The sequence below is a fragment of the Pseudomonas yamanorum genome, from assembly GCF_013386765.1.
In the GTDB taxonomy this organism is placed as follows: Bacteria; Pseudomonadota; Gammaproteobacteria; order Pseudomonadales; family Pseudomonadaceae; genus Aquipseudomonas; species Aquipseudomonas yamanorum_A.
The window spans coordinates 1-19,754 of record NZ_JACARE010000063.1 but is presented as its reverse complement, the minus strand read 5'-3'; the positions used below and the strand labels follow the sequence as shown (position 1 = coordinate 19,754).

Below are 19,754 nucleotides of genomic sequence, written 5' to 3'. Positions count from 1 at the left end.
AGCGAACCATGAACCTGCAAACCCTGACCCAACTGGCCACCCAAGGCGACGTCCGCGAAATGGAACTGCTCTCCCTGGAAGGCGGTTTCTATCTGGCGCGCGTCCGGCTGGACCACGGCCAGTTCACGCTGCTGGACGCCGCCGCAAAGCCCATGCACTTTCGCTCCGTCAATCACCTGCGTGACGTGTTGCAGTCAGTCCCGGCATTCCCCTGCACCCTGGTGCATCAGTGCGTCCATGATGAAATGTGCGGCCGGCGTGAAGGGCCTATCGAGCCACTGCGCACACCGTTTTCCCTGGAAGTGCCCTGGTGATCCCTCCAGTTCGAAATCTGTGCCTGGTGCTGGGCGACCAGTTGTCGTTTGACCTCGCCTCGTTGAAGGGGCTGGATAGCCAGCGCGACGCGGTCTTGATGGTCGAGGTGATGGAGGAAGCCAGCCATGTACCCCACCACCCGCAGAAAATCGTCCTGGTCTTCAGCGCCATGCGCCACTTTGCCCAGGCGTTGCAGCAGCGCGGCATTCGGGTGCAGTACGTCACCCTGGATGACCCGCAAAACACCGGCTCGGTACCGGGCGAGTTAAGGCGCTGGCAATCGCTGATGCAAGCGCGTGAAGTGCACCTGACCGAATGCGGCGACTGGCGCCTGGAGCAATCCCTGAAAGACTGCGGCTTAGCGCTCCAGTGGCACGCCGACAGCCGGTTCCTGTGCAGCCGCGACGAGTTCGCTGCCTGGGCAAGCGGCAAAAAACAGCTGCGCATGGAGTACTTCTACCGGGAGATGCGCCGCAAGAGCCGGCTGTTGCTCAACGGTGACGGGACGCCCGTCGGCGGCGCCTGGAACTTTGATGCAGACAACCGCAAGGCCCTGCCCAAGGGCACCAAGGCGCCCTACCCGGCGCGCTTCAGCTCGGACTCGATCACCCAGGGCGTATTGGCGCTGGTGGCTGAACACTTCAGCAGCCACTACGGCGCTCTCGACACTTTCGATTACCCGGTGACCCACGCCGATGCCCAGGCACTCTGGGATTACTTCCTGGATTACGGCCTGGCGGGGTTCGGCGACTACCAGGACGCCATGGCCAGCGGCGAGCCGTTTCTGTTTCACGCCCGTATCAGCGCGGCGCTGAACATCGGCCTGCTGGACCTGCGCCAGCTGTGCAGCGATGTGGAAGCGGCCTATTGGTCGGGCAGCATCGGGCTGAATGCCGCCGAAGGTTTTATCCGCCAACTGATTGGCTGGCGTGAATACGTGCGCGGCGTCTACTGGCTGAAGATGCCGGACTACGCCGCCGGCAATGCCTTCGGCAACAGCCGCCCGCTGCCGGAGTTCTACTGGACGGGCGAGACGCAAATGAACTGCATGCGCCAGGCGATCGGCCAAAGCCTGAAACACGCCTACGCCCATCACATCCAGCGGCTGATGGTCACCGGCAATTTCGCCCTGCTGGCCGGCATCGTGCCCAGCCAGATATGCGAGTGGTACCTGGCGATCTACATGGACGCTTTCGACTGGGTCGAACTGCCCAACACACTGGGCATGGTGATGCATGCCGATGGCGGCTACCTCGGTTCCAAACCGTATTGCGCCAGCGGCCAATATATAAAGCGCATGTCGGACTACTGCCGCGACTGTGCCTACAAAGTCACTGAAAGCACCGCTGAGAATGCCTGCCCGTTCAATTCGCTTTACTGGCACTTCCTGATGCGCCACGGCGACCTGCTGCGGGGCAATCAACGCATGGCCATGCTGTATAAAAATCTCGATCGCATGCCTGAATCCAAACAGGACGCGCTCTGGAACCGGGGCCAGAGGTTGCTGGCCAAGCTGGATGCGGGTGAATCACTCTGACAGGGTGACCCGCTGTTTCCCGGCCCGCTCACCGAGCAGCATCAACCCACCGCCTGTGAGCAGCAAGCCCGCCGCGATAACAATGTAGTCGCCGTACACATCCGCGCCTTGCACGAGGTTGAGCGTCTGGGAACACGCCAGGGTGCCGGTCAACGAAGCAATGGCCAGCACCGGCGTCACCGTCGCCGACACCCGGCCCATATACCCCGCCGGCACGGCCTCTTGCAGCATCGGCCCCTGCACCATGGCAAACACCGAAAAGCACAGCCCGCAGCAGAACATCAGCGCCCAGGCCAGGTAAAACGGCGGATGCAACGCGTAGCCCAGGTAGCTCAACCCCAGGCACAGCAGCGCCACGGTAAACGCCCGGCGAATGCTCAAGGCCCTCAACAACGGCCGCACCAGCAAGGCCGCCACCAGCCCGCCGACGGGGAACGCGGCGAGCACCAGGCCATATTCACGCGGGCTCAGGCCCAACGTTTTGAAGGCATACAACGACAGGACGACGTTATTGATGCCGAGGGAAACCCCGTACAACGCCACACCGGTCAGCAGCGTCCGAATCGACGGGTGCCCCCAGCAAAACCGCAGGCCGTCCAACAGTCCACGCCAGAATGAGGCGCGCTCGACCGGTAATGCGGCGCGCAAGCCCCGGGTGGCCACGATACACAGCGCCGAACAGCTGAACGCCAGCACATTGATCAGCAACGCCCAGATCGGCCCCACCCACACAAACAGGGCCGGGCCCACGGAGGCTGAAAGCACCGAAATGCCGGTCAGGGAAAACATCGTCTTGGCCGACGCTTCCACCCGGCGCTCAACGGGAATGATCACTTGCATGATCGCCTGACGGGATGGGTTGAAGAACTGCGCGGCGCTGCTGTTCAGCACCAGCAACAGCAGTACACCGGCGAATACCTGCATCGGGTCCGGTCCGGACAGCGAATAGATCAGGACAAAGATCAGGAAGTTGATCACCCGGATCGCATCAGCCGTGATCATCACGTAGAGCGCAGGCAGGCGGTCGACCCAGGCGCCCGCCAAGGGTGCCACCAGCACCCGCGGAAGCGCCGATGCCGCCACCGCCAGGCCAACGGCGCTCGGCACAAAGGCGCTGTCACGGAACAGGTCGGTCACCAGCCAGACGATGACCGTGCTCTCCAACACAAACTCGCCGAAGGACGAGAGCGCCTGGCCCAGCCATAACAGTGAAAAATTGCGGCTGATGAAAAACCCGGCAAACCGGTGTGCCCCCTGCTTCGTCCTGAACACCATCGCTTCCCTGTGCGAAACCCTGTGAAATTTTCCGGCCGCTGCGAATTGTTGTGAAGCCGGCGATAAATGGCCAATTGCCCATGCTAACGTCGGCGTCGATGTCATCCATTCCATTGAGGGAGCAGCGCCGATGTCTACTACCGTAACACCCGCCGGTGGCGGACCGACTACTCAAAAAGCCTCGACGTCGGTATTCGACGACAAGTTGAATATTTCCAAGTCGAGCAAGGTGATCGCTGATTACATGCGCCAGACGGGCAAGTCGGCGATTACCAAGCAAGAGCTTTCGCAACTGGCCAGCAATGCCTCGGGCAAGGTGCCCGCCGATGTGAGCGCTGCGGCCCAGTATATGGAGCGCCACCCCGACGTGTTCACCGCCATCGAAACCCATGACGTGGCGGGTGCCGATAACCTCTCCGGCGTATGGAACTTCGACTGGGCGGCCAACGGTGGCCTGAACGGCACGGCCACCGATGCGATCGCCAAGATGCAGGACACCTTCGATTTTGCGATTGCCAAGTCGGCGCAGATCACCGAGATCAGCACCGGTAAAAAGGCCGAGCTGGACTCAACCAAGCAACGGCCGCAGAACTAGGTTTCTGGACGCAACAAAAATCAAATGTGGGAGCTGTCGAGCTTTAGCGAGGCTGCGATAGCGGTGGGCCAGGCAACATCCATGTTGACTGTGCTGACGCCATCGCAGCCTCGCTAAAGCTCGACAGCTCCCACAGGATTTCCTTTGTTCGTTAGAGCGCCGGCCTGCGGTCAGAAGTGAAACGCGACCCCCGTGGTCACGTTGAACGCATCCCCCACATAGAAGTTGGCCGAATCCTGGCCCTTGGCGTCATACGCGGTGTTGGTGGCCGTGGCATAGCGCTTGTTGGTCAGGTTGCGCGCATCGACGAACACTTCCCACTTCTTGCTCGGTGCCTCATAGCCCACCTTCGCGCCCCACAACGTGTAAGACGGCGCACTCAGTGAGTTGGCAAAATCGACGTAATAGCTGGACGCCGCCCGGGCGTTGAGCTGCGCATAGAAACCGCTGCCCTGGCGATATTCCAATTCAGCCTGGTAGACCTGCCGTGGCAGGCCCGGCAGTTGGTTGTCACCGAACACCGAGTCATTGCGGTAGTGGAAGTCGTTGAAGGTGTAGGCCTGGCGCAGGGTCACGGTGTCGCCATTGCCGCCGTCCCACAGCTGCGCATTCAAGCCGGCTTCGATGCCCTGGTGAATGGTCGCGCTGCCGTTGGAGGTGGCCACCAGTTGGTCCTGGGTAGCGGTTGCCTGGCGCACCACCACCGACAGCAATTCTTTCTGCACCCACGAACGGTAGACCGTCAGGCTCCCGTCGAAAATACCGTGGCTGCCGCGAATCCCGAACTCCACGGTGTTGGCTTTTTGTGGCCGCACATCGCGGATATACGGCGTGCCGGTGCTGCCCAACTGCCAGGTCACCGGTGGGTCCACCGAGCGGCTGACGTTGCCGAACACTTCGAATTCCGGGGTCAGCTGATAACGCAGGCCGATGCGCGGCGCGACGTCGGTCTCGTCGTATTCCACGCCACTGGGGAACGCGCTGGTATTGGTGCTGGTGCTGTATTCGATCTGTGCCTTGCGCTTGATATCAATCAGCGACAGCCCGGTGGACAGCCACGTACGGTCATTAAGTTGCAGTTCGTTGCCGAGGGAAAACACGGTGTCCCGGGAGCCGGTGTAGTTGGTTTTCTGCTGGGTGATGCCGGTGGCCTTGCTGTGGGATTTCACATCGGCCAGGTACGCCAGGGTGTTGCTGAAGGTCACGCTGCTGTCGCTGCGCAGGCCGAAGAAGGTGTCGGCGGTGCGCAGGTAGCGCAGGGTCAGGTTGACGTCCTGGGAGCGCCATTCCTGGGGCGTTGGCGAATAACGCCAGCCGTTGTCCAGCGGGTAGTCGTTGTAGCCCAGGCCGACTTCGAGCTTGGCATTGTCGTCAAAGGTGTAGGTGGTGGTGCTGCCCAGCAGGGTCGAGCCGTCCTTCTTGCGCCCGATGGGCACGAGGTTGCTCGTGGGGTCGTGCTTGAGCTGGTATTTGGTCAGGGTGTTGCCCTGGCTGAGGGTTTCTTCCTTGTAGCGAATGTAGAAGCGCGTCTCCAGTTGCGGGCTGAACACGTGGCCGAAGTTGGCGACGATCCCCTGCCCTTTGTTCGGCGTGTTGTCCTGGTAACCGTCACGCTCGTTGTGCTGGATGCTGACGTAGTAGTCGTTGTCGCCGTCCACGCCACCGGTGCTCAGTTGCTGCTTGCGGTAGCCGAAACTGCCGGCTTCGAAGCGTGCGTAGTTGCCCGGATCGGTGCGGCCGGTCTTGCTCACGAAGTTGATCGCGCCACCCAGTGACAACGCCGAATAACGGAAGGCGTTGGCGCCATAGAGCACCTCGGTGTGGTCCACGGAGGCCATGTCCAGCATGTCTTCCTGGGTGCCGCCTGGGCCGGTCAGCGGCAGGCCGTCGTAGAGGAATTTGATCCCCAGCACATAGCCTTGGTAGAAGGTATTGAGGCCCGAACCACGGATCGAAATCTTGTTGGCGCCCGAGCCGCTGGTGGCCTGGGCGAAGACTCCCGGCTGCAACGCCAGTACGTCTTCGGCATTCGCCGCCCGGCCCTGCTCGATCTTGCGGTTGTCGATCACCGCGGTTTTGCCGGGCACCTTGGCCAGTTGCTTCTCGGCTTTTTGCGCTTCAGTGGCTTCGGCGCCGGTGACCACCACCGTGGCCAGGGTCGGGTCTGTCTGGGCGGCAACAGCCGCACCGTGTATCAGCATCAACAGCACGCCAAGGCTGGACGCGGTGGCCAGTGACTCAAAACGACGAGCGCGTGGTTCAAACAGTTGCCGCATGGACTCAATACTCCTGGGGTCTCTAATTAGTTGGAGCATCTATTCGTATAGTCGCGCTCTGTTTTCAACTTTGCAGGGTTCGTGCCACGTCAAAACATCAATAAACGCTGGCCCAGCGCGTAATTTAACCGCCATTGGCGCAACACTTTGCTGGTGAAATGTTCGATTCACAACAACGCTTAAAAAACACATTTAATTATATGTTTAATCGATAAAAGCATAACCAAAGCCCCGCCCCACAAGCCTCGGACCCAACTGTGCAAATCCCAACAGCGGACCAACAAAAGTTGCATATCCGACACTCTTCGTTCTTGCACACCCATAAGAAAGCGCAAGTTATCGGCCCACTATTACTTGGTATGAGTCTTGCTCCATCCAACATTCAGGGAAATTAATTAAATGGGGTATTCACGTGACGGCCAACTTACTCTGCACCCGCAGGACGCCGCTGGAGATTGCCCGTGACCTGGCGAGCGAATTCGCCCGCACCGCCGTCGACCGCGACGCCAGCGGCGGCACGCCCAAAGCCGAGCGCGACAAGCTGCGCGGCAGCGGCCTGTTGTCCCTGAGCATTCCCGGGCAATTCGGCGGGCTGGACGCCAACTGGTCGGAAACCTTCGAAGTGGTGCGCGAATTCGCCCGGGTCGACAGCTCCATCGCCCACGTATTCGGTTTTCATCACCTGATGCTCGCCACCGTCCGGTTGTTCGCCACGCCCGTACAGTGGCAAACCTGGTTCAGCCTGACGGCCAGCAACAACTGGTTCTGGGGCAACACCCTGAACCCGCTGGACACCCGCACGGTGGTCAAGCGCCACACCGGCTGGCGGGAATTCTCGGGGCAGAAGAACTTCTGCTCCGGGGCCAACGACTCGGAAATGCTGATCGCCTCGGCCATCGACGAAAGCGCCGGCGGCAAGTTGCTGATCGCGGCGATTCCCAGTGCCCGCAGCGGGATCATCCTGCACAACGACTGGAACAATATGGGCCAGCGCCAGACCGACAGCGGCAGCGTGACCTTCAAGCGCGTACGTGTGGAAGAGTCCGACCTGCTGCTGGACCCGGGCCCGCTGAGCACGCCATTTGCCTGCCTGCGCCCGCTGATTGCGCAACTGCACTTCGCGAATATCTTCCTCGGCATCGCCGAAGGCGCGTTCGAAGAGGCGCGCCAGTACACCCTGGAAGAAGCCCGCCCGTGGTTCCGCTCCAGTGCCAGCCACAGCACCCAGGACCCTTACATCCTCAGCCATTACGGCGATTTCTGGGTGGCGCTGCAAAGCACCCGCCTGTTGGTGGAGCGCGCCGGCCAGGTGCTGGACGCGGCATGGGCCAAGGGGCCGGCACTGACCAGCGAGGAACGCGGGGAAGCGGCCATTGCCATCGCCACGGCCAAAGTCGCTGCCAGCCGCAACGGCCTGGAGTTGTGTAGCAAGGTCTTCGAGGTTACCGGCGCACGGGCGACCAACGCCTCGGTGGCCCTCGACAGGCACTGGCGCAACCTGCGCACCCAGAGCCTGCATGACCCGCTGGACTACAAGCTTCATGAACTGGGCGAATGGGCACTGAACGGTACCCCGCCCATCCCGACTTTTTATTCATAGGGATTACCATGCAACTGCTGACCTTACCGCCCTCGCCCGCCCTTGCCACCTCCATCCGCGCCACCGCACAGGTGTTTGAAGACCCCAGGTCCAAGGCCCTGCTCAAGCATGTGCAACAAGTCGCGCCGAGCGAAGCCAGCGTGCTGATCATCGGCGAAACCGGCACCGGCAAAGAGCTGGTGGCGCGGCATATCCACAACCTCAGCGGCCGCAAGGAACAGCCGTTCGTAGCGGTGAATTGCGGCGCGTTCTCCGAATCCCTGGTGGAAGCCGAACTGTTCGGCCACGAGAAAGGCGCGTTCACCGGCGCCCTCGGCGCCAAGGCCGGCTGGTTTGAAGAGGCCAACGGCGGCACGCTGTTCCTCGATGAAATCGGCGACCTGCCGATGTCGATCCAGGTCAAGCTGCTGCGGGTATTGCAGGAACGTGAAGTGGTGCGCCTGGGGTCGCGCAAGAGCATTCCGATCAATGTGCGGGTGTTGGCCGCCACCAACGTGCAGCTGGAAAAAGCCATCAACGCCGGGCATTTTCGCGAGGACCTGTTCTACCGCCTGAACGTGGTCAACCTGGAACTCAGCCCGCTGCGGGACCGCCCCGGCGATATCCTGCCGCTGGTGCAGTACTTCATCGACACCTACACCCGCCGCCTGGGGTATGGCGAGGTCATCCTGAGCAAGGACGCCGAGCAGCGGCTGGCCACCTACAGCTGGCCGGGGAACATCCGCGAACTGGAAAACGTCATCCACCACACCTTGCTGATCTGCCGCGACGGCGTGATCCAGGCCGATGACCTGCGCATGTCCAACCTGCGTATCGAACGCCAGGAAGACAGCACCACCGCCCATGACCTGCTCGAGCAGGCCTTCCAGCGGCTGTTCGAGGAGCAGATCGACAACCTCCACGAACAGGTCGAGCGCAGCCTGCTGACCGCCGCCTACCGGCTGTGCCACCACAACCAGGTGCACACCGCCGAGTTGCTGGGGTTGAGCCGCAACGTGACCCGCACCTTACTGATCAATCTGGGTGAGCTGAAGGTCAACAAGCGCCGGCCCCTGGCCAACGCCAAGGATGACCGGGTGCTGCACCTGTCGATCTGAACCCCACAGGCGGCGTACTCGGTACGCCGCCTGATCACAGCACCGCTTCGTCCAGGGCATCGCTGAACTGGCGACTCCACAACCGCGCGTATTGCCCGCCCTGGCGCAGCAGTTCTTCGTGGCTGCCGTCCTCGACCACCCGACCATTGTCGAACACCAGGATCCGGTCCAGATGGGCCACGGTGGACAGCCGGTGGGCGACCACCAGCACGGTCTTGTCTTCCATGATTTCGTCGAGTTTGTCCTGGATAAAGCGCTCGGTGATGGAGTCCAGGCTCGAGGTGGCTTCATCCATCACCAGGATCGGCGCGTTCTTCAGCAACACCCGGGCGATCGCAATGCGCTGGCGCTGGCCTCCGGACAACTTGACCCCACGCTCGCCCACCAACGACTCGTAGCCGTGTTCCATGCTGTCGATAAATTCACTGGCGCCGGCGCGGTGAATCGCCTCGGCGACTTCGTCCATCGAGGCATCCAGGCGGCCGTAATGAATATTTTCGCGAATGCTGCGGTGGAACAGGCCGGGCTCCTGGGGAATCAGGCCGATCTGCTGGTGCAGCGAATGCTGGGTCACATCGCGCACGTCCTTGCCATCCACCAGCACCTGGCCTTGCTGCACGTCGTAGAGGCGCAGCAGCAGGCTCAGCAGCGTCGACTTGCCGGAGCCCGAAGCGCCTACCAGGCCGACTTTCTGGCCGGCGGGGATCACGATATTCAACTGCTCGAAAATCGGCCGGCCGGTGCCATAGCTGAAGCCCACGTCGCGAAACTCGATATCCCCGTGCTTGACCTGCAACGCCTTGGCACCGGGTTGGTCGATGACTTCGTGGGGGCGAATCAGGGTGCGCACGCCGTTGGCGATATTGCCGGTGGCTTCGAAGAATTCAAGAAAGCGCCGCGACAGGTTGCCCACGTCACTGATGATCAACAGCGACAGGCTGGTGGACATCACAAACGCGGCGATATCGATGCGGTGACTGCGCCACAGGTACAGGGCGAGCAGCAACAGCCCCAGCTTGAGCACCACGCCACAACTGGTCTGGAACCAGCGGATGCGCTCCATGTAGCCGAGTGAGCGGTAGGCGGCGGTCACCTCCTTGTCGAGGAAGGTGCCCAGGTAACTGTGCTCGAACGCATGCCGGGCAAACAGGCGGATATTGGCCAGGTTGGACACTGCATCCACCACCTTGCCGGTGCTGGTGCTGCGGGCGGCCGAATACTGTTGAGCGAGGGGATGACTGCGCCGCGCCAGCAGGTAACAGATGGCGATAAACGCCAGCGACCAGCCGGCCATGAACAGCGCCAACAGCGGCGAAGCCGTCCACAGCAGCGCTGTGGCCAGGCTCAGCGTTACCAGCAGCGGGATCAGGTCGAACAGCAGGATGCTCAGGGTCTGGTTTACTCCAAGCGTCACCTCGGACACCCGGTGCGCCAGGGCGCCGGCGAACTCGTTGCTGATAAAACGGTGGGAGTGCTGTTGCAGATAGGCGAAGACCACGTGGGTGACTGTGCGCCGCTGCAACGGCAACACATGGATGTGGCAGCCCGCCGCCGCACGGGTGAATAACACCTCGCACACCAGCAGCACCGCAAACAGCGTCAACGGCCAGCGCAGCACCTCAAACGCCCGCTCCGCGTCCAGCCCGTTGCTGACGGTGCGGGTGATCTGCCCGAGGCCCCAGGGAATCAGGATCGAACACACCACGGCGGCAATCTGCAGCAGCAGAATCGCCAGGTACCACCCTTTGAAATGACCGATGAAATGCCGCACAAAGGCCGCCGGGGTCGACGGCAAGTGCTGGACATCCCAGGTGCGAAACGATGAAAAAGACGAGCTCATGGCCTATGGCATTCCTGAATGACGCCTGTGGCCGCGCAGCTTTCAGGCAAAAATGGCACCGTTGGTGCTTGATGGTCAGCAAATGGAACAGACAACCGAATCACCTGTGGCAGGGGGCTTGCTGTGGCAGGGAGCTGCTGTGGCAGGGAGCTTGCTGTGGAGAGGAGCTTGCTGTGGCAGGGAGCTTGCTGTGGCGAGGGAGCTTGCTCCCGCTGGGCTGCGCAGCGGCCCCAAAATCCTGGGAGCGCTTCGCACTCCAGCGGGAGCAAGCTCCCTCGCCACAGCAAGCCCCTCGCCACAGCAAGCTCCCTCGCCACAGCAACCTCCCTCTCCACAGCAGCTCCCTCTCCACAGCAAGCGTACTCACCACAGCAACCTCCCTCACCACAGGTTCAGTGTTACGTTTGCGATTGGTAGCGAATTTCCTCCAGCTCACGACCGCCCCGGGTGAGGGTCCGGCTTGATTCGGCCTGCGCTGTCCATCCGGCGTTTTGGTAAAAACGCACTGCCCGCCGGTTTTCAGCCAGCACCCACAACGTCGCCGTCTCCAGGCCCTGGCTCGCAAGATGCTCCAGGCCCCTGAGCCACAGCGCCCGCCCCACTCCGGTGCCCCAATGCTCGGCCAGCACATACACCGCCTGCACTTCACCGGTTTTGCCAAAATCCGCATCCTCATCACGGCTCGGGCTCACCGCAATCCAGCCCACCACACGCCCCTCGACCTCCGCGACAAATACAGCCTCGTTTGCCTGCTCGATCGACTGCCGCCATAAGGCTTCGCGCCTGGGCTGTGTCGCTTCCAGCGAAGCCAGGTAATCCGCCGGCATCAGCTCACGATAAGCCTCCTGCCAACTGCGAATATGCACCCAGGCAATGGCACCTGCATCCTCGATACGTGCTGCACGAATCATCAAATTCCCTCTGCGCGTTTTGCATAAATCGCCGAGCCCGCCTGCGGCGACAGCCTGCGATAAACCAACCCCGATAATGCACACAGCAATCCGGCACCCGCCATGATCCAGGCGATATCGCCCTGCTCCACCGTGGCATGCCCACGCACGGCCATGATCAAGCCGAGCAACGCCGCCGCGATGCCCACCGACAGACTCAAGGTCAGTTGAATGGTCATCGCCGACAGGCTGCTGGCGCGGCTGGATTGCTCCGGCGGCACGTCGGCATAGGTCAGCGCCCCCAGGGTGCTGAATTGCAGCGAGCGAATGATCCCGCTGCCAAATAACAGCAGTATTACAATCCAGTAAGGCGTTGATACCTCGAACAGGCTGCACGCCAGGATGGTTGCACCTGTGAGCACGGCGTTACTGATCAAGGTACGCCGGAAACCGAAGCGGCTGACGATGCGTACCGCCAGCATCTTCATCAGCAACGCCCCGACGCCACCCGCAACGCTCAACAGACCGGCCTGCAACGGGTTAAGCCCGAAGCACAGCTGGAACAGCAGCACCAGCAAAAACGGCTGTGACGCACTGCCGATGCGCATCAGGTTGCCGCCCCAGAAACTCACCGCAAACGTCGGGATTTTCAGCAGTGAAAAATCGATCAACGGGTGCGCCGTGCGCCGCGCATGCCGGACATACAGCCAGGCACTGAACAGCCCGCCTCCAATCAGCAGCAATGCCCACTGCCGCGGTAACAGGCCGTGGCCCAGCACCTCGAAACCGAACACCAGACCGCCCAGCGCCACACCGCTGAGCAACAGGCCGGGAACGTCCAATGGCTGGCCGGGCGCCCCGGAATAATCCGGGATGTAGCGCAGCACCAGGATCACCCCGAGCACGCCAATCGGCAGGTTGATCAGGAAGATCCAGTGCCACGACAACACCGTCACCAACAGCCCGCCCAAGGGCGGGCCGAGCAACGGCCCCACCAGCGCCGCCACCGTGAGGTACGACATGGCGCGCAGCAGGTTTTCCCGTGCCGACCAGCGCAGCAGGATCACCTGCCCCACCGGTACCATCATCGCCCCCGAAGCCCCCTGGGCCAGACGCGCCAGGGACAATTGCAGCAGCGAGCCCGAGCAGGCACACGCCACCGACGCCAGGGTGAACAGCACAATCGCGCTGATAAATACCCGGCGCGGCCCGAAGCGGTCGGCCGCCCAGCCGCTGACCGGCACAAACAGCGCCACCGCCAGCAGGTACAGCGACACCACCAGGTTCATGCGCACGCTGGGTTCGCCGAAATCCTGGGCCATCTGCGGCAGCGCCGTGAGCACCGCCGTGGCGTCGATCAGTTCCATGAACAGCGCACAGCCGATGATCATCGGTACCCGTCGCGCGTGCCCGGTGCCCACCTCGCCCAAAGGGTGTGAAAGGTCGAGGGCTTTGTTCAAAACAGCCCCGAGGTCGGTGGCGGCGTGCCCTTGAGCTGCCAGGCGCCCACGGCCGCGGCTTTCCAGTGCCGGGGATTGTGGTTGGCCACGGTGCGCGCGTTGCGCCAGTGCCGGTCGAGGTTATGGGCACGGCCCGTGGTGGATGCACCACCCACGTCGAACACCAGCTCGGCGGCCTTGAGTGCCGATTCGGCCGCGATGTATTGCGCTTGCGCCACATCCACTGCGGCCTGGTCGACGGCCACCGCATCCAGGTCCGCAGCCCAGGCGCGGTCGATGGAGTCGGCCGCGTGCAACACCACCGCTTCGGCGGTAAAGGCCCGGGCCGACACGTCGCCCACACTCAGCTCTACATACGGGTCATCCACCGAGCGCGTGGCGCTGCTGTGCTTGATGGGCCGCGCATGTTCCTTGGCGAAGGTCACCGCGTCATTCAACGCATTGCGTGCGATACCCGCCTGCACGGCCGCGAGGAACACTTGCAGGAATGGTGTGACAATCGTGCGCTTGCCTTCCTCGACCGTGCGGGTGCGGATCTCGCTGGCCAACACCTGCACGTCATGCAGATGGGTGGTGCCACTGGCGGTCAGGCGCTGGCCCATGGCGTCGAAATCATCCAGCAGCTCAAGGCCCTGGCGGTCCCGGGGCAGGATGAAAGAGACAGGCTGGTCATTCTCGTCCAGCGCCACGGCGCTGACCCAGTCGGCATACAACGAACCGGTGCTGTAGTACTTGCTGCCGGAAGCGCGAAAGTGCTCGCCGTCACGCACGATACGCGCGCTGATGGAACCGTTGGCGCCGCCGACTTCCCAACCGGCATTGCCGACCACGGCGCCTTGCAGATAGCGTGCGAACCAACGCTCGCGCTCCTCCTCCGCCCCTTCGGCGCGGGACGCCAGCAGGCCTTCGACAAACCCGAAACCGGGGCGCAATGCCTGGGCCACGTTGGAGTCGGCCGAGGCGATGCGAATCAGCAAGGCAATCACGTCCTTCACCGAACCACCGGCGCCGCCAAAACGCTTGGGAATCCGCACGGTAAACAGCCCGGCCTGGGCGATCTGCGCCACGGCCTCATACGGCAGCTGGCGGTCGCGTTCGCGTTGTGCAGCGCCGGCGGCGATCTGCGGCAGGATGCGGTCGGCGCGGGCGTTCAGTTCAGCCACCGTCACAACCGGCGGCTTGGGTACAGCAGACAACTTGCTCATGGCACTTCCTTGATTCAGTTCTAGATGGCGATTTTCCACAGGCGCGATTCATCAAACAGCCAGCCGGGGTGTTCCGGCTCCAGGGCCGGCACTACCAGCTTCGTACCGCTGCCGGGCAGGCGCGGGACTGCGCCCAACAGGCGCTGGGTGTATTCGTGTTGGGGTGACTCAAACAAGGTTTCGACACTCGCGCTTTCCACCACCTGGCCGTGACGCATCACCAGCACTTCGTCGCTGACGTGGCGGATCACGCCGAGGTCGTGGGAGATAAACAGGTAGGCCAGGCCCAGCGAGGCTTGCAGGTCGGCCAGCAGGTCCAGCACCTGGGCCTGCACCGACACGTCCAGCGCCGACACCGGTTCGTCACAGATAATTACCTTGGGGTTGCTGGCGATTGCCCGGGCTATCGCCACGCGCTGGCGCTGGCCGCCCGACAGTTGCAGCGGACGACGCTCGGCCAACTGAGGTGCAAGGCGAACCTGGTCGAGCAACTGCGCCACCCGGGCGGCCTGTTGCTCGGCGTCGATGCCTGCGACGTCCAGCGCGTCACTGAGGATCTGCCCGACCGTCCAGCGCGGGTCGAACGAGCTCAGCGGGTCCTGATAGATCACGCTGATGTCGCGGCGATGCAAACGTCGGGTTTTCTCCTCGACTCGCTCCGGCCCTGCCGCTGCCCACGGCTGGTCAAGAAAACGCACCTCGCCGGCATCCGGTTGCAGCAGGCCGAGGGCGATGCGCGCCACGGTGGTTTTGCCCGAGCCGGATTCACCGACGATGCCCAGGGTGCGGCCGGCGCGCAGCTCGAAGCTCACGCCGTCCACCACCTGGCGTGACTGTTGATCGGGGCCGACATAACGTTTGCCCAGGCCGGAGGCCTTGAGCAACACCGGCGAATCCGCCCCCGGCCGTGGTTGCGCCGCAGCGTTGCTGCGCTCCGGCGACAGGCGCGTGCCACGGGCATGTTCGGCGGGCACTGCATCCAGCAGCGAGCGCGTGTAGGCGTGGCGCGGGTTGAGCAGCACCTGATCCATCGGGCCCTGCTCCACCACTTCACCGTGGCGCAAAACGAGTACCTCATCCGCCAGTTGGGCGACCACTGCCAGGTCATGGCTGATGATCAGCAGCGAATCACCACGTGCCTTGATCTGCTGCAACACCTGCAGGATCTGCGCCTGTACTGTGGCATCCAGCGCGGTGGTCGGTTCATCGGCAATTACCAGGCCCGGGTTCAGCGCCAGGGCACTGGCGATCAGCGCACGCTGGCGCAGGCCGCCGGAGAGTTGATCGGGGCGCTGGCGGGCGCGCAGTTGCGGCTCGGGCACGCCCACCAGGTCCAGCAGTTCGATCACCCGTTCGCCACGGCTGCGGCGGTCGCCCCAGCGGTGGGTCTCCAGCACTTCGAGAATTTCCTTGCCCACCGGCCGCAACGGGTCGAGGGACACCAGCGCGTCCTGCAGCACAAAGCCGATGCCGTTGCCACGCAAACGGCGCCAGCCGCGCTCCGACAGGCTGAGCAAATCCACCCCGGCGTAGCTCAAGGTACGCGCCGTGACCTTGGCGCCCGCGCCGGCCAGGCCGATCAGGCTGCGGGCGGTGACGCTCTTGCCCGAACCGGACTCACCCACCAGCGCCAGGGTCTTGCCCGGCTCCAGGGTGAAAGACAGGTTACGCACCACCGACTGCCCGGCAAACTCAATGGACAGCCCTTCAACGATCAAGCGTTTCTGGTCGCTCATGAAAGACGGCCCTCCAGGCGTTGTTGCAGGTAACGGCCCGTGACCGTGGTCGACAGGGTGGTGAGTACGATGAACAGGCCGGGGAAGAACGTCAGCCACCAGGCGTTGGCGATAAAGTCGCGGCCCATGGACAACATGGTCCCCCACTCCGGCGCCGGCGGGCGGGCGCCCAGGCCGAGAAAGCTCAGGGCCGAGGCCCAGACAATCGCCTGGCCCACGCCCATGGTCAGGGTCACGATCAACGGGCGCATGGCGTTGGGCAGCAACTGGCGCAGGATGATCCGCAGCGGCGGATGCCCGAGGGCTCGGGCGGCTTCGATGTAGCCTGCGTTGCGCACCGCCAGCACCTGGCCGCGGACCATGCGGGCGTAACCCGGTGCACTGCCCAGCCCGGTGGCGACGATCAGCGGGCCGATGCCGCTGCCGAAGATCGCCACGAACAGCAGCGCCAGGATCAGGCTCGGGAACGCAAACAGCACTTCCAGCAACCAGCCCACGCCACGGTCTACCCGGGCGCCGCCCAGCCCGCCCAGCAGGCCGAGCACGATGGCGATGCTCATGGCAATCGCGGTGGCAGCAAGCCCGATGAACAGCGACTGGCGGGTGCCGTAGATCACCCGGGAAAAGATATCCCGCCCCGACTGATCGGTGCCGAACCAGTGGGCCCAGCTCGGCGGATGAAACGCCTCGCGGGGCACGATGGCCAGCGGGTCGCTGTAGGCGAACAACTGCGGCACCAGCGCCGCGGCAATCACCAGCAGCAGAAAGGTAATCGCCAACAGCGGGCCGGGCCGCAGCGTGCGGGTGGTGCGCTGAGTCCGCAGCGCGGGCAGCGGTGTTTCGAGGGTCAGGCCGCTCATGCCGCAATCTCCTGTTGGCGAGGATCGACCCACAGGTACACGAGGTCGACCAGAATGTTGGCGAGCACGTAACCGGCAGCGACCACCAGGCTGATGCCGATGGTCAGCGGCAGGTCCTGTGCCTGCACCGCCTGGTACAGCTGACGGCCAAGGCCCTTGCGGGAAAAGATCACTTCAATCACCACCGCGCCACTGATCAGCGCGCCGATGGCCCAGCCCGACAGCGAAATCCCCGGCAACACGGCGTGGCGCAGCGCGTGTTTGAAGCGCACGTTGAAGTCACTCAGGCCACGGGTGCGGGCGGTCAGGATAAAGGGTTGGTCGAGGGTCAAATCCAGGGATTCACGGGTGACCTGGGCGATAAACCCCGCCAGCGGAATCGCCAGGGCGAACGACGGCAACACCAGGGTGCGCCAGCCATCGCTGCCGGCCGGCGGGAACAGCCGCAGGCCGAAGGCGAACACCGCCAGCAGCAGAATCCCCAGCCAGAAATGCGGCAGCGCGGCGGCCAGGGTTTCGGCGAGCGAGGCCAGGCTGGCTACCCAGCGGCGGCGCCCGGCCGTCAGTACCGTCAGCGCCAGCACCAGAACCCAGGCCAGGGCGAGAGAGGTCAGGGTCAGTTCCAGGGTCGGCCAGGATTGTTCGGCGAGGACGCGCGTCACCGGCAGGTGCTGGGAATAGGAAACCCCTAAATCACCCTGCACCAACCGTCCGAGGTAAAGCGCATATTGCACCGCGAGGGGCTTGTCCAGGCCATATTCGCGAGTGGCTTCGGCGATGGTTTCCGGGCTGGGGTTGCCGCTCGGCCCCCCGAGGATCGCCAACACCGGATCACCGGGCATCAGGCGCAGGGCAAAGAAGGTCAGCGTGGCCACCGCCCAGAGCACCAGCACTCCGCCGGCAAGGCGCCACAGCGCACGTTTGCCGAGCCGGGCCAGGCGCTCGCGCCGTGGGTTGGCAAGTGATGGACTGCTCATTTGTTCACCCATGCGTCATAGAGATAGGTCACCGCCAGCGACGGCTCCAGCCGCACGCCCTGGGTGGTCTTGTAGATACCCAGCCGCGTGCTTTGCGGGTAGGTGGTCAGTTGCAGGTACTGGCTGGAAGCGATTTTCTGCGCCTGGTAATACAGGGCCCGTCGCTGCTCGCTGTCCTGGGTGGTGAGGGCCTGCTGGATCAACGTGTCGAAGGCCGGGTCACTGAAACCGGCGGTGTTCTGGTGGTAGCCACCGACGCCCGCCGGGCGGATGAATTCACTGCCGAAAATGATCCGCAGCACGTCGGCGGTGTTGGTGTTCCAGTAGCCGAGGCGAATGTCGTAGTCCCAGTCGGCCTGGCGCTGGGTGGCCTGCACGTCACTCATCTGGTCGACGATCAGATCGAAGCCGGCCTGCCGGGTGGTGGCTTGTACCTGCTCCCACAGGGTGTATTCCGAGGGTGGCGTGCGGTTGCCCATCACCACGTGGACTTGCAGGCGCTTGCCGTCCTTGGTGCGGTAGCCCTCGCTGTCGCGTTGGGTCCAGCCGGCCTGGTCGAGCAACTGCGCGGCCCGGGCCGGGTCGTAATCCTGGGCGTGCTGGAACTCCGGGCTGTAGAAGCGCGTGGCCGGGCTCAACGGGCCGCCGGCGCGGGGGAATTCGTTGAAGTACACGCTCTTCAGCGCGCCCTCGATGTCGGAACTGCGCACAAAGGCTTCGCGCACCCGCAGGTCATCGAACGGCGCACGGGTGATATTCAGTGTGCCGTTTGTAGGGTTGCCGGGGCGCTGGGCGATCACCAGGGTCAGGTCCGGGTTACGCCGCGCGGCCTCGTGGGATTCGGGCGGCAGCGCTTCGATCACGTCGACCTCGCCGGCCTGCAACGAAGCGAAGCGCACGGAAGGTTCCTGGATGAACTTCCAGACGATCCGGTCCAGCCACGCCGGGCCCTGGTGTTTGGCGGTGGGCGGGGCCCAGTTGTAGTCGGGGTTGCGTACCAGTTCGACCTGGCTTTGGCGGTCCCAGCGCACGACCTTGAACGGGCCGCTGCCCACCGGGCTTTCGCAGTTCACGTCGCGGGAGCGCAGCAGTGCCGTGGGGGATTCGATGCCGAGGAAGCCTTGGGCCAACACTTCCAGGAACGCTGCGTAAGGCGTGGCCAGGTGCACCACTGCGGTGTACTCGTCGAGCACGTCGGTGCTGCGGTATTGGCGGATGTAGCCGCCGGCGGTGCTGGACTGGGTCTTGGGGTTGGCCATGTGGTCGAGGTTGGCCTTGACGGCGGCGGCGTTGAACGGGGTGCCGTCGGTGAAGTGCACGTCGTTGCGCAGGTGGAAGGTGTAGGTCAGGCCGTCCGGGGACACTTCCCAGGTTTTGGCGAGCCAGGGGCCGATGCGGCCGTCGGTGTCCATTGAGACCAGGGAGTCCAGGTACTGCTGGGCGACGAAGACCTGGGGCATGTCGCCGGCCACGTGGGGGTCGAGGCACGTGGGTTCGCGGTCGGTGGCGTAGACCAGGGTGCCGCCCTTTACCGGTTGGTCACTGCGTGTGGCGGTGGGGCCGCTTTGGCCGCAGCCCAGGAGCAGGCCGCAGAGTGTGGCGGTGCCGATAAGGAACAGCGGGCTGGATCGTCGCGGGTAAGGGGCGGGTTCTTGCATGATTGGTGAGGCCTGAAGTCCGGGGATTGGGTCATTGCACAAGGCATGCCGGGTTTTTTGGCCTGTAAACAGGGGGGATTGGGGGGCTGGGGGATTGCGGAAAACGACAATGTGTGTGGGAAGTGTTGGTCAGGCAACAGCTCGGCCTTGGTGGGAGTACATATCCGTTATTTAGGTAACGGCTGATATTGGTTCCGCTCTTACAGCGGCTCACTTTTGAAAAGCGCAAAAGTAAGCAAAACGCTCTTGCCCCACCACTCGGCACCTCGCTTAGGCTCGGTGTGCCCGAACGCAGGCAGCACGAAGCGGGCCGCCGCGACGGGGCGTCCCTGCCCCGTCGCGGCTAAACCGGCGTCCTGCCGGTTTACCCGCTCCGTACTACCTGCGTTCGGCCAGCGTGGTTTAACGGGGCGCCTAAGATCAAGATCAAAAG

General features: G+C 63.5%; 15 protein-coding genes and 1 pseudogene. 5 read left to right on the top strand and 11 right to left on the bottom strand.

All coding sequences use genetic code 11. The features are described 5' to 3' along the window. Nucleotides 1-8: 8 nt before the first annotated feature. Together HX875_RS31080 and HX875_RS31075 are read left to right on the top strand one after the other, a co-directional pair. Nucleotides 9-314 (top strand): DUF6482 family protein, encoded by a 306-nt coding sequence (locus HX875_RS31080; RefSeq protein ID WP_177048689.1) that lies wholly within the window; start codon nt 9-11, stop codon nt 312-314. Further along, nucleotides 311-1,852 carry a cryptochrome/photolyase family protein gene (locus tag HX875_RS31075; protein WP_177048687.1) on the top strand — a complete coding sequence of 514 codons (1,542 nt, stop codon included), beginning with the start codon at nt 311-313 and terminating at the stop codon, nt 1,850-1,852. Before HX875_RS31080 ends, HX875_RS31075 begins: the two co-directional genes overlap by 4 nt. On the opposite strand, the gene HX875_RS31070 is transcribed toward HX875_RS31075, so the two are convergent. After that, nucleotides 1,844-3,124 carry an MFS transporter gene (locus HX875_RS31070; RefSeq protein ID WP_177048685.1) on the bottom strand — a complete coding sequence of 427 codons (1,281 nt, stop codon included), beginning with the start codon at nt 3,122-3,124 and terminating at the stop codon, nt 1,844-1,846. The two genes, HX875_RS31075 and HX875_RS31070, sit on opposite strands and share 9 nt — an antisense overlap. A 133-nt stretch (nt 3,125-3,257) precedes the next feature. On the opposite strand from HX875_RS31070, the gene HX875_RS31065 reads away from it, so the two are divergent. After that, nucleotides 3,258-3,722: a hypothetical protein gene (locus tag HX875_RS31065; RefSeq protein WP_177048683.1), complete on the top strand. Its 465-nt coding sequence runs from the start codon at nt 3,258-3,260 to the stop codon at nt 3,720-3,722. Between the two features lie 170 nt (nt 3,723-3,892). Here the strand turns inward: HX875_RS31065 and HX875_RS31060 are convergent, their stop codons facing one another. Next, entirely contained in the window at nt 3,893-5,998 is a 2,106-nt protein-coding gene (locus HX875_RS31060) for a TonB-dependent receptor family protein (protein WP_177048681.1), read from the bottom strand. Nucleotides 5,999-6,410: 412 nt separating this feature from the next. Here HX875_RS31060 and HX875_RS31055 point away from each other — a divergent pair, with 412 nt between their 5' ends. Further along, nucleotides 6,411-7,598 carry an acyl-CoA dehydrogenase family protein gene (locus HX875_RS31055; RefSeq protein ID WP_177048680.1) on the top strand — a complete coding sequence of 396 codons (1,188 nt, stop codon included), beginning with the start codon at nt 6,411-6,413 and terminating at the stop codon, nt 7,596-7,598. A gap of 8 nt (nt 7,599-7,606) precedes the next feature. Further along, a complete protein-coding gene (locus HX875_RS31050) occupies nt 7,607-8,695 on the top strand; it encodes a sigma-54 interaction domain-containing protein (protein WP_177048678.1) in 1,089 nt (362 codons plus the stop codon). 34 nt (nt 8,696-8,729) lie between these two features. Here the strand turns inward: HX875_RS31050 and HX875_RS31045 are convergent, their stop codons facing one another. The 9 genes and pseudogenes from HX875_RS31045 to HX875_RS32670 form a co-directional block, all read right to left on the bottom strand. Beyond that, nucleotides 8,730-10,535: an ABC transporter ATP-binding protein gene (locus HX875_RS31045; RefSeq protein ID WP_177048676.1), complete on the bottom strand. Its 1,806-nt coding sequence runs from the start codon at nt 10,533-10,535 to the stop codon at nt 8,730-8,732. Between the two features lie 398 nt (nt 10,536-10,933). After that, complete coding sequence (locus tag HX875_RS31040; protein ID WP_177048674.1) at nt 10,934-11,446, bottom strand: GNAT family N-acetyltransferase; 513 nt, start codon at nt 11,444-11,446, stop codon at nt 10,934-10,936. Next, nucleotides 11,446-12,885: an MFS transporter gene (locus tag HX875_RS31035; protein ID WP_177048672.1), complete on the bottom strand. Its 1,440-nt coding sequence runs from the start codon at nt 12,883-12,885 to the stop codon at nt 11,446-11,448. The genes HX875_RS31040 and HX875_RS31035 overlap by 1 nt, the downstream gene beginning before the upstream one ends. After that, complete coding sequence (locus HX875_RS31030; RefSeq protein ID WP_177048670.1) at nt 12,882-14,090, bottom strand: acyl-CoA dehydrogenase family protein; 1,209 nt, start codon at nt 14,088-14,090, stop codon at nt 12,882-12,884. The genes HX875_RS31035 and HX875_RS31030 overlap by 4 nt, the downstream gene beginning before the upstream one ends. A gap of 20 nt (nt 14,091-14,110) precedes the next feature. Next, nucleotides 14,111-15,826, bottom strand: coding sequence for a dipeptide ABC transporter ATP-binding protein (locus HX875_RS31025; RefSeq protein WP_177048668.1), 1,716 nt, complete (start codon nt 15,824-15,826; stop codon nt 14,111-14,113). Next, on the bottom strand, nt 15,823-16,686 hold the full coding sequence (locus HX875_RS31020) for an ABC transporter permease (RefSeq protein WP_177048665.1): 864 nt from the start codon (nt 16,684-16,686) through the stop codon (nt 15,823-15,825). Before HX875_RS31020 ends, HX875_RS31025 begins: the two co-directional genes overlap by 4 nt. After that, nucleotides 16,683-17,663 carry an ABC transporter permease gene (locus HX875_RS31015; RefSeq protein ID WP_177048663.1) on the bottom strand — a complete coding sequence of 327 codons (981 nt, stop codon included), beginning with the start codon at nt 17,661-17,663 and terminating at the stop codon, nt 16,683-16,685. Before HX875_RS31015 ends, HX875_RS31020 begins: the two co-directional genes overlap by 4 nt. Then, on the bottom strand, nt 17,660-19,321 hold the full coding sequence (locus HX875_RS31010) for an ABC transporter substrate-binding protein (RefSeq protein ID WP_256348211.1): 1,662 nt from the start codon (nt 19,319-19,321) through the stop codon (nt 17,660-17,662). Before HX875_RS31010 ends, HX875_RS31015 begins: the two co-directional genes overlap by 4 nt. Before the next feature lie 200 nt (nt 19,322-19,521). Continuing rightward, nucleotides 19,522-19,754, bottom strand: a pseudogene (locus HX875_RS32670) (hypothetical protein); the annotation flags it as partial.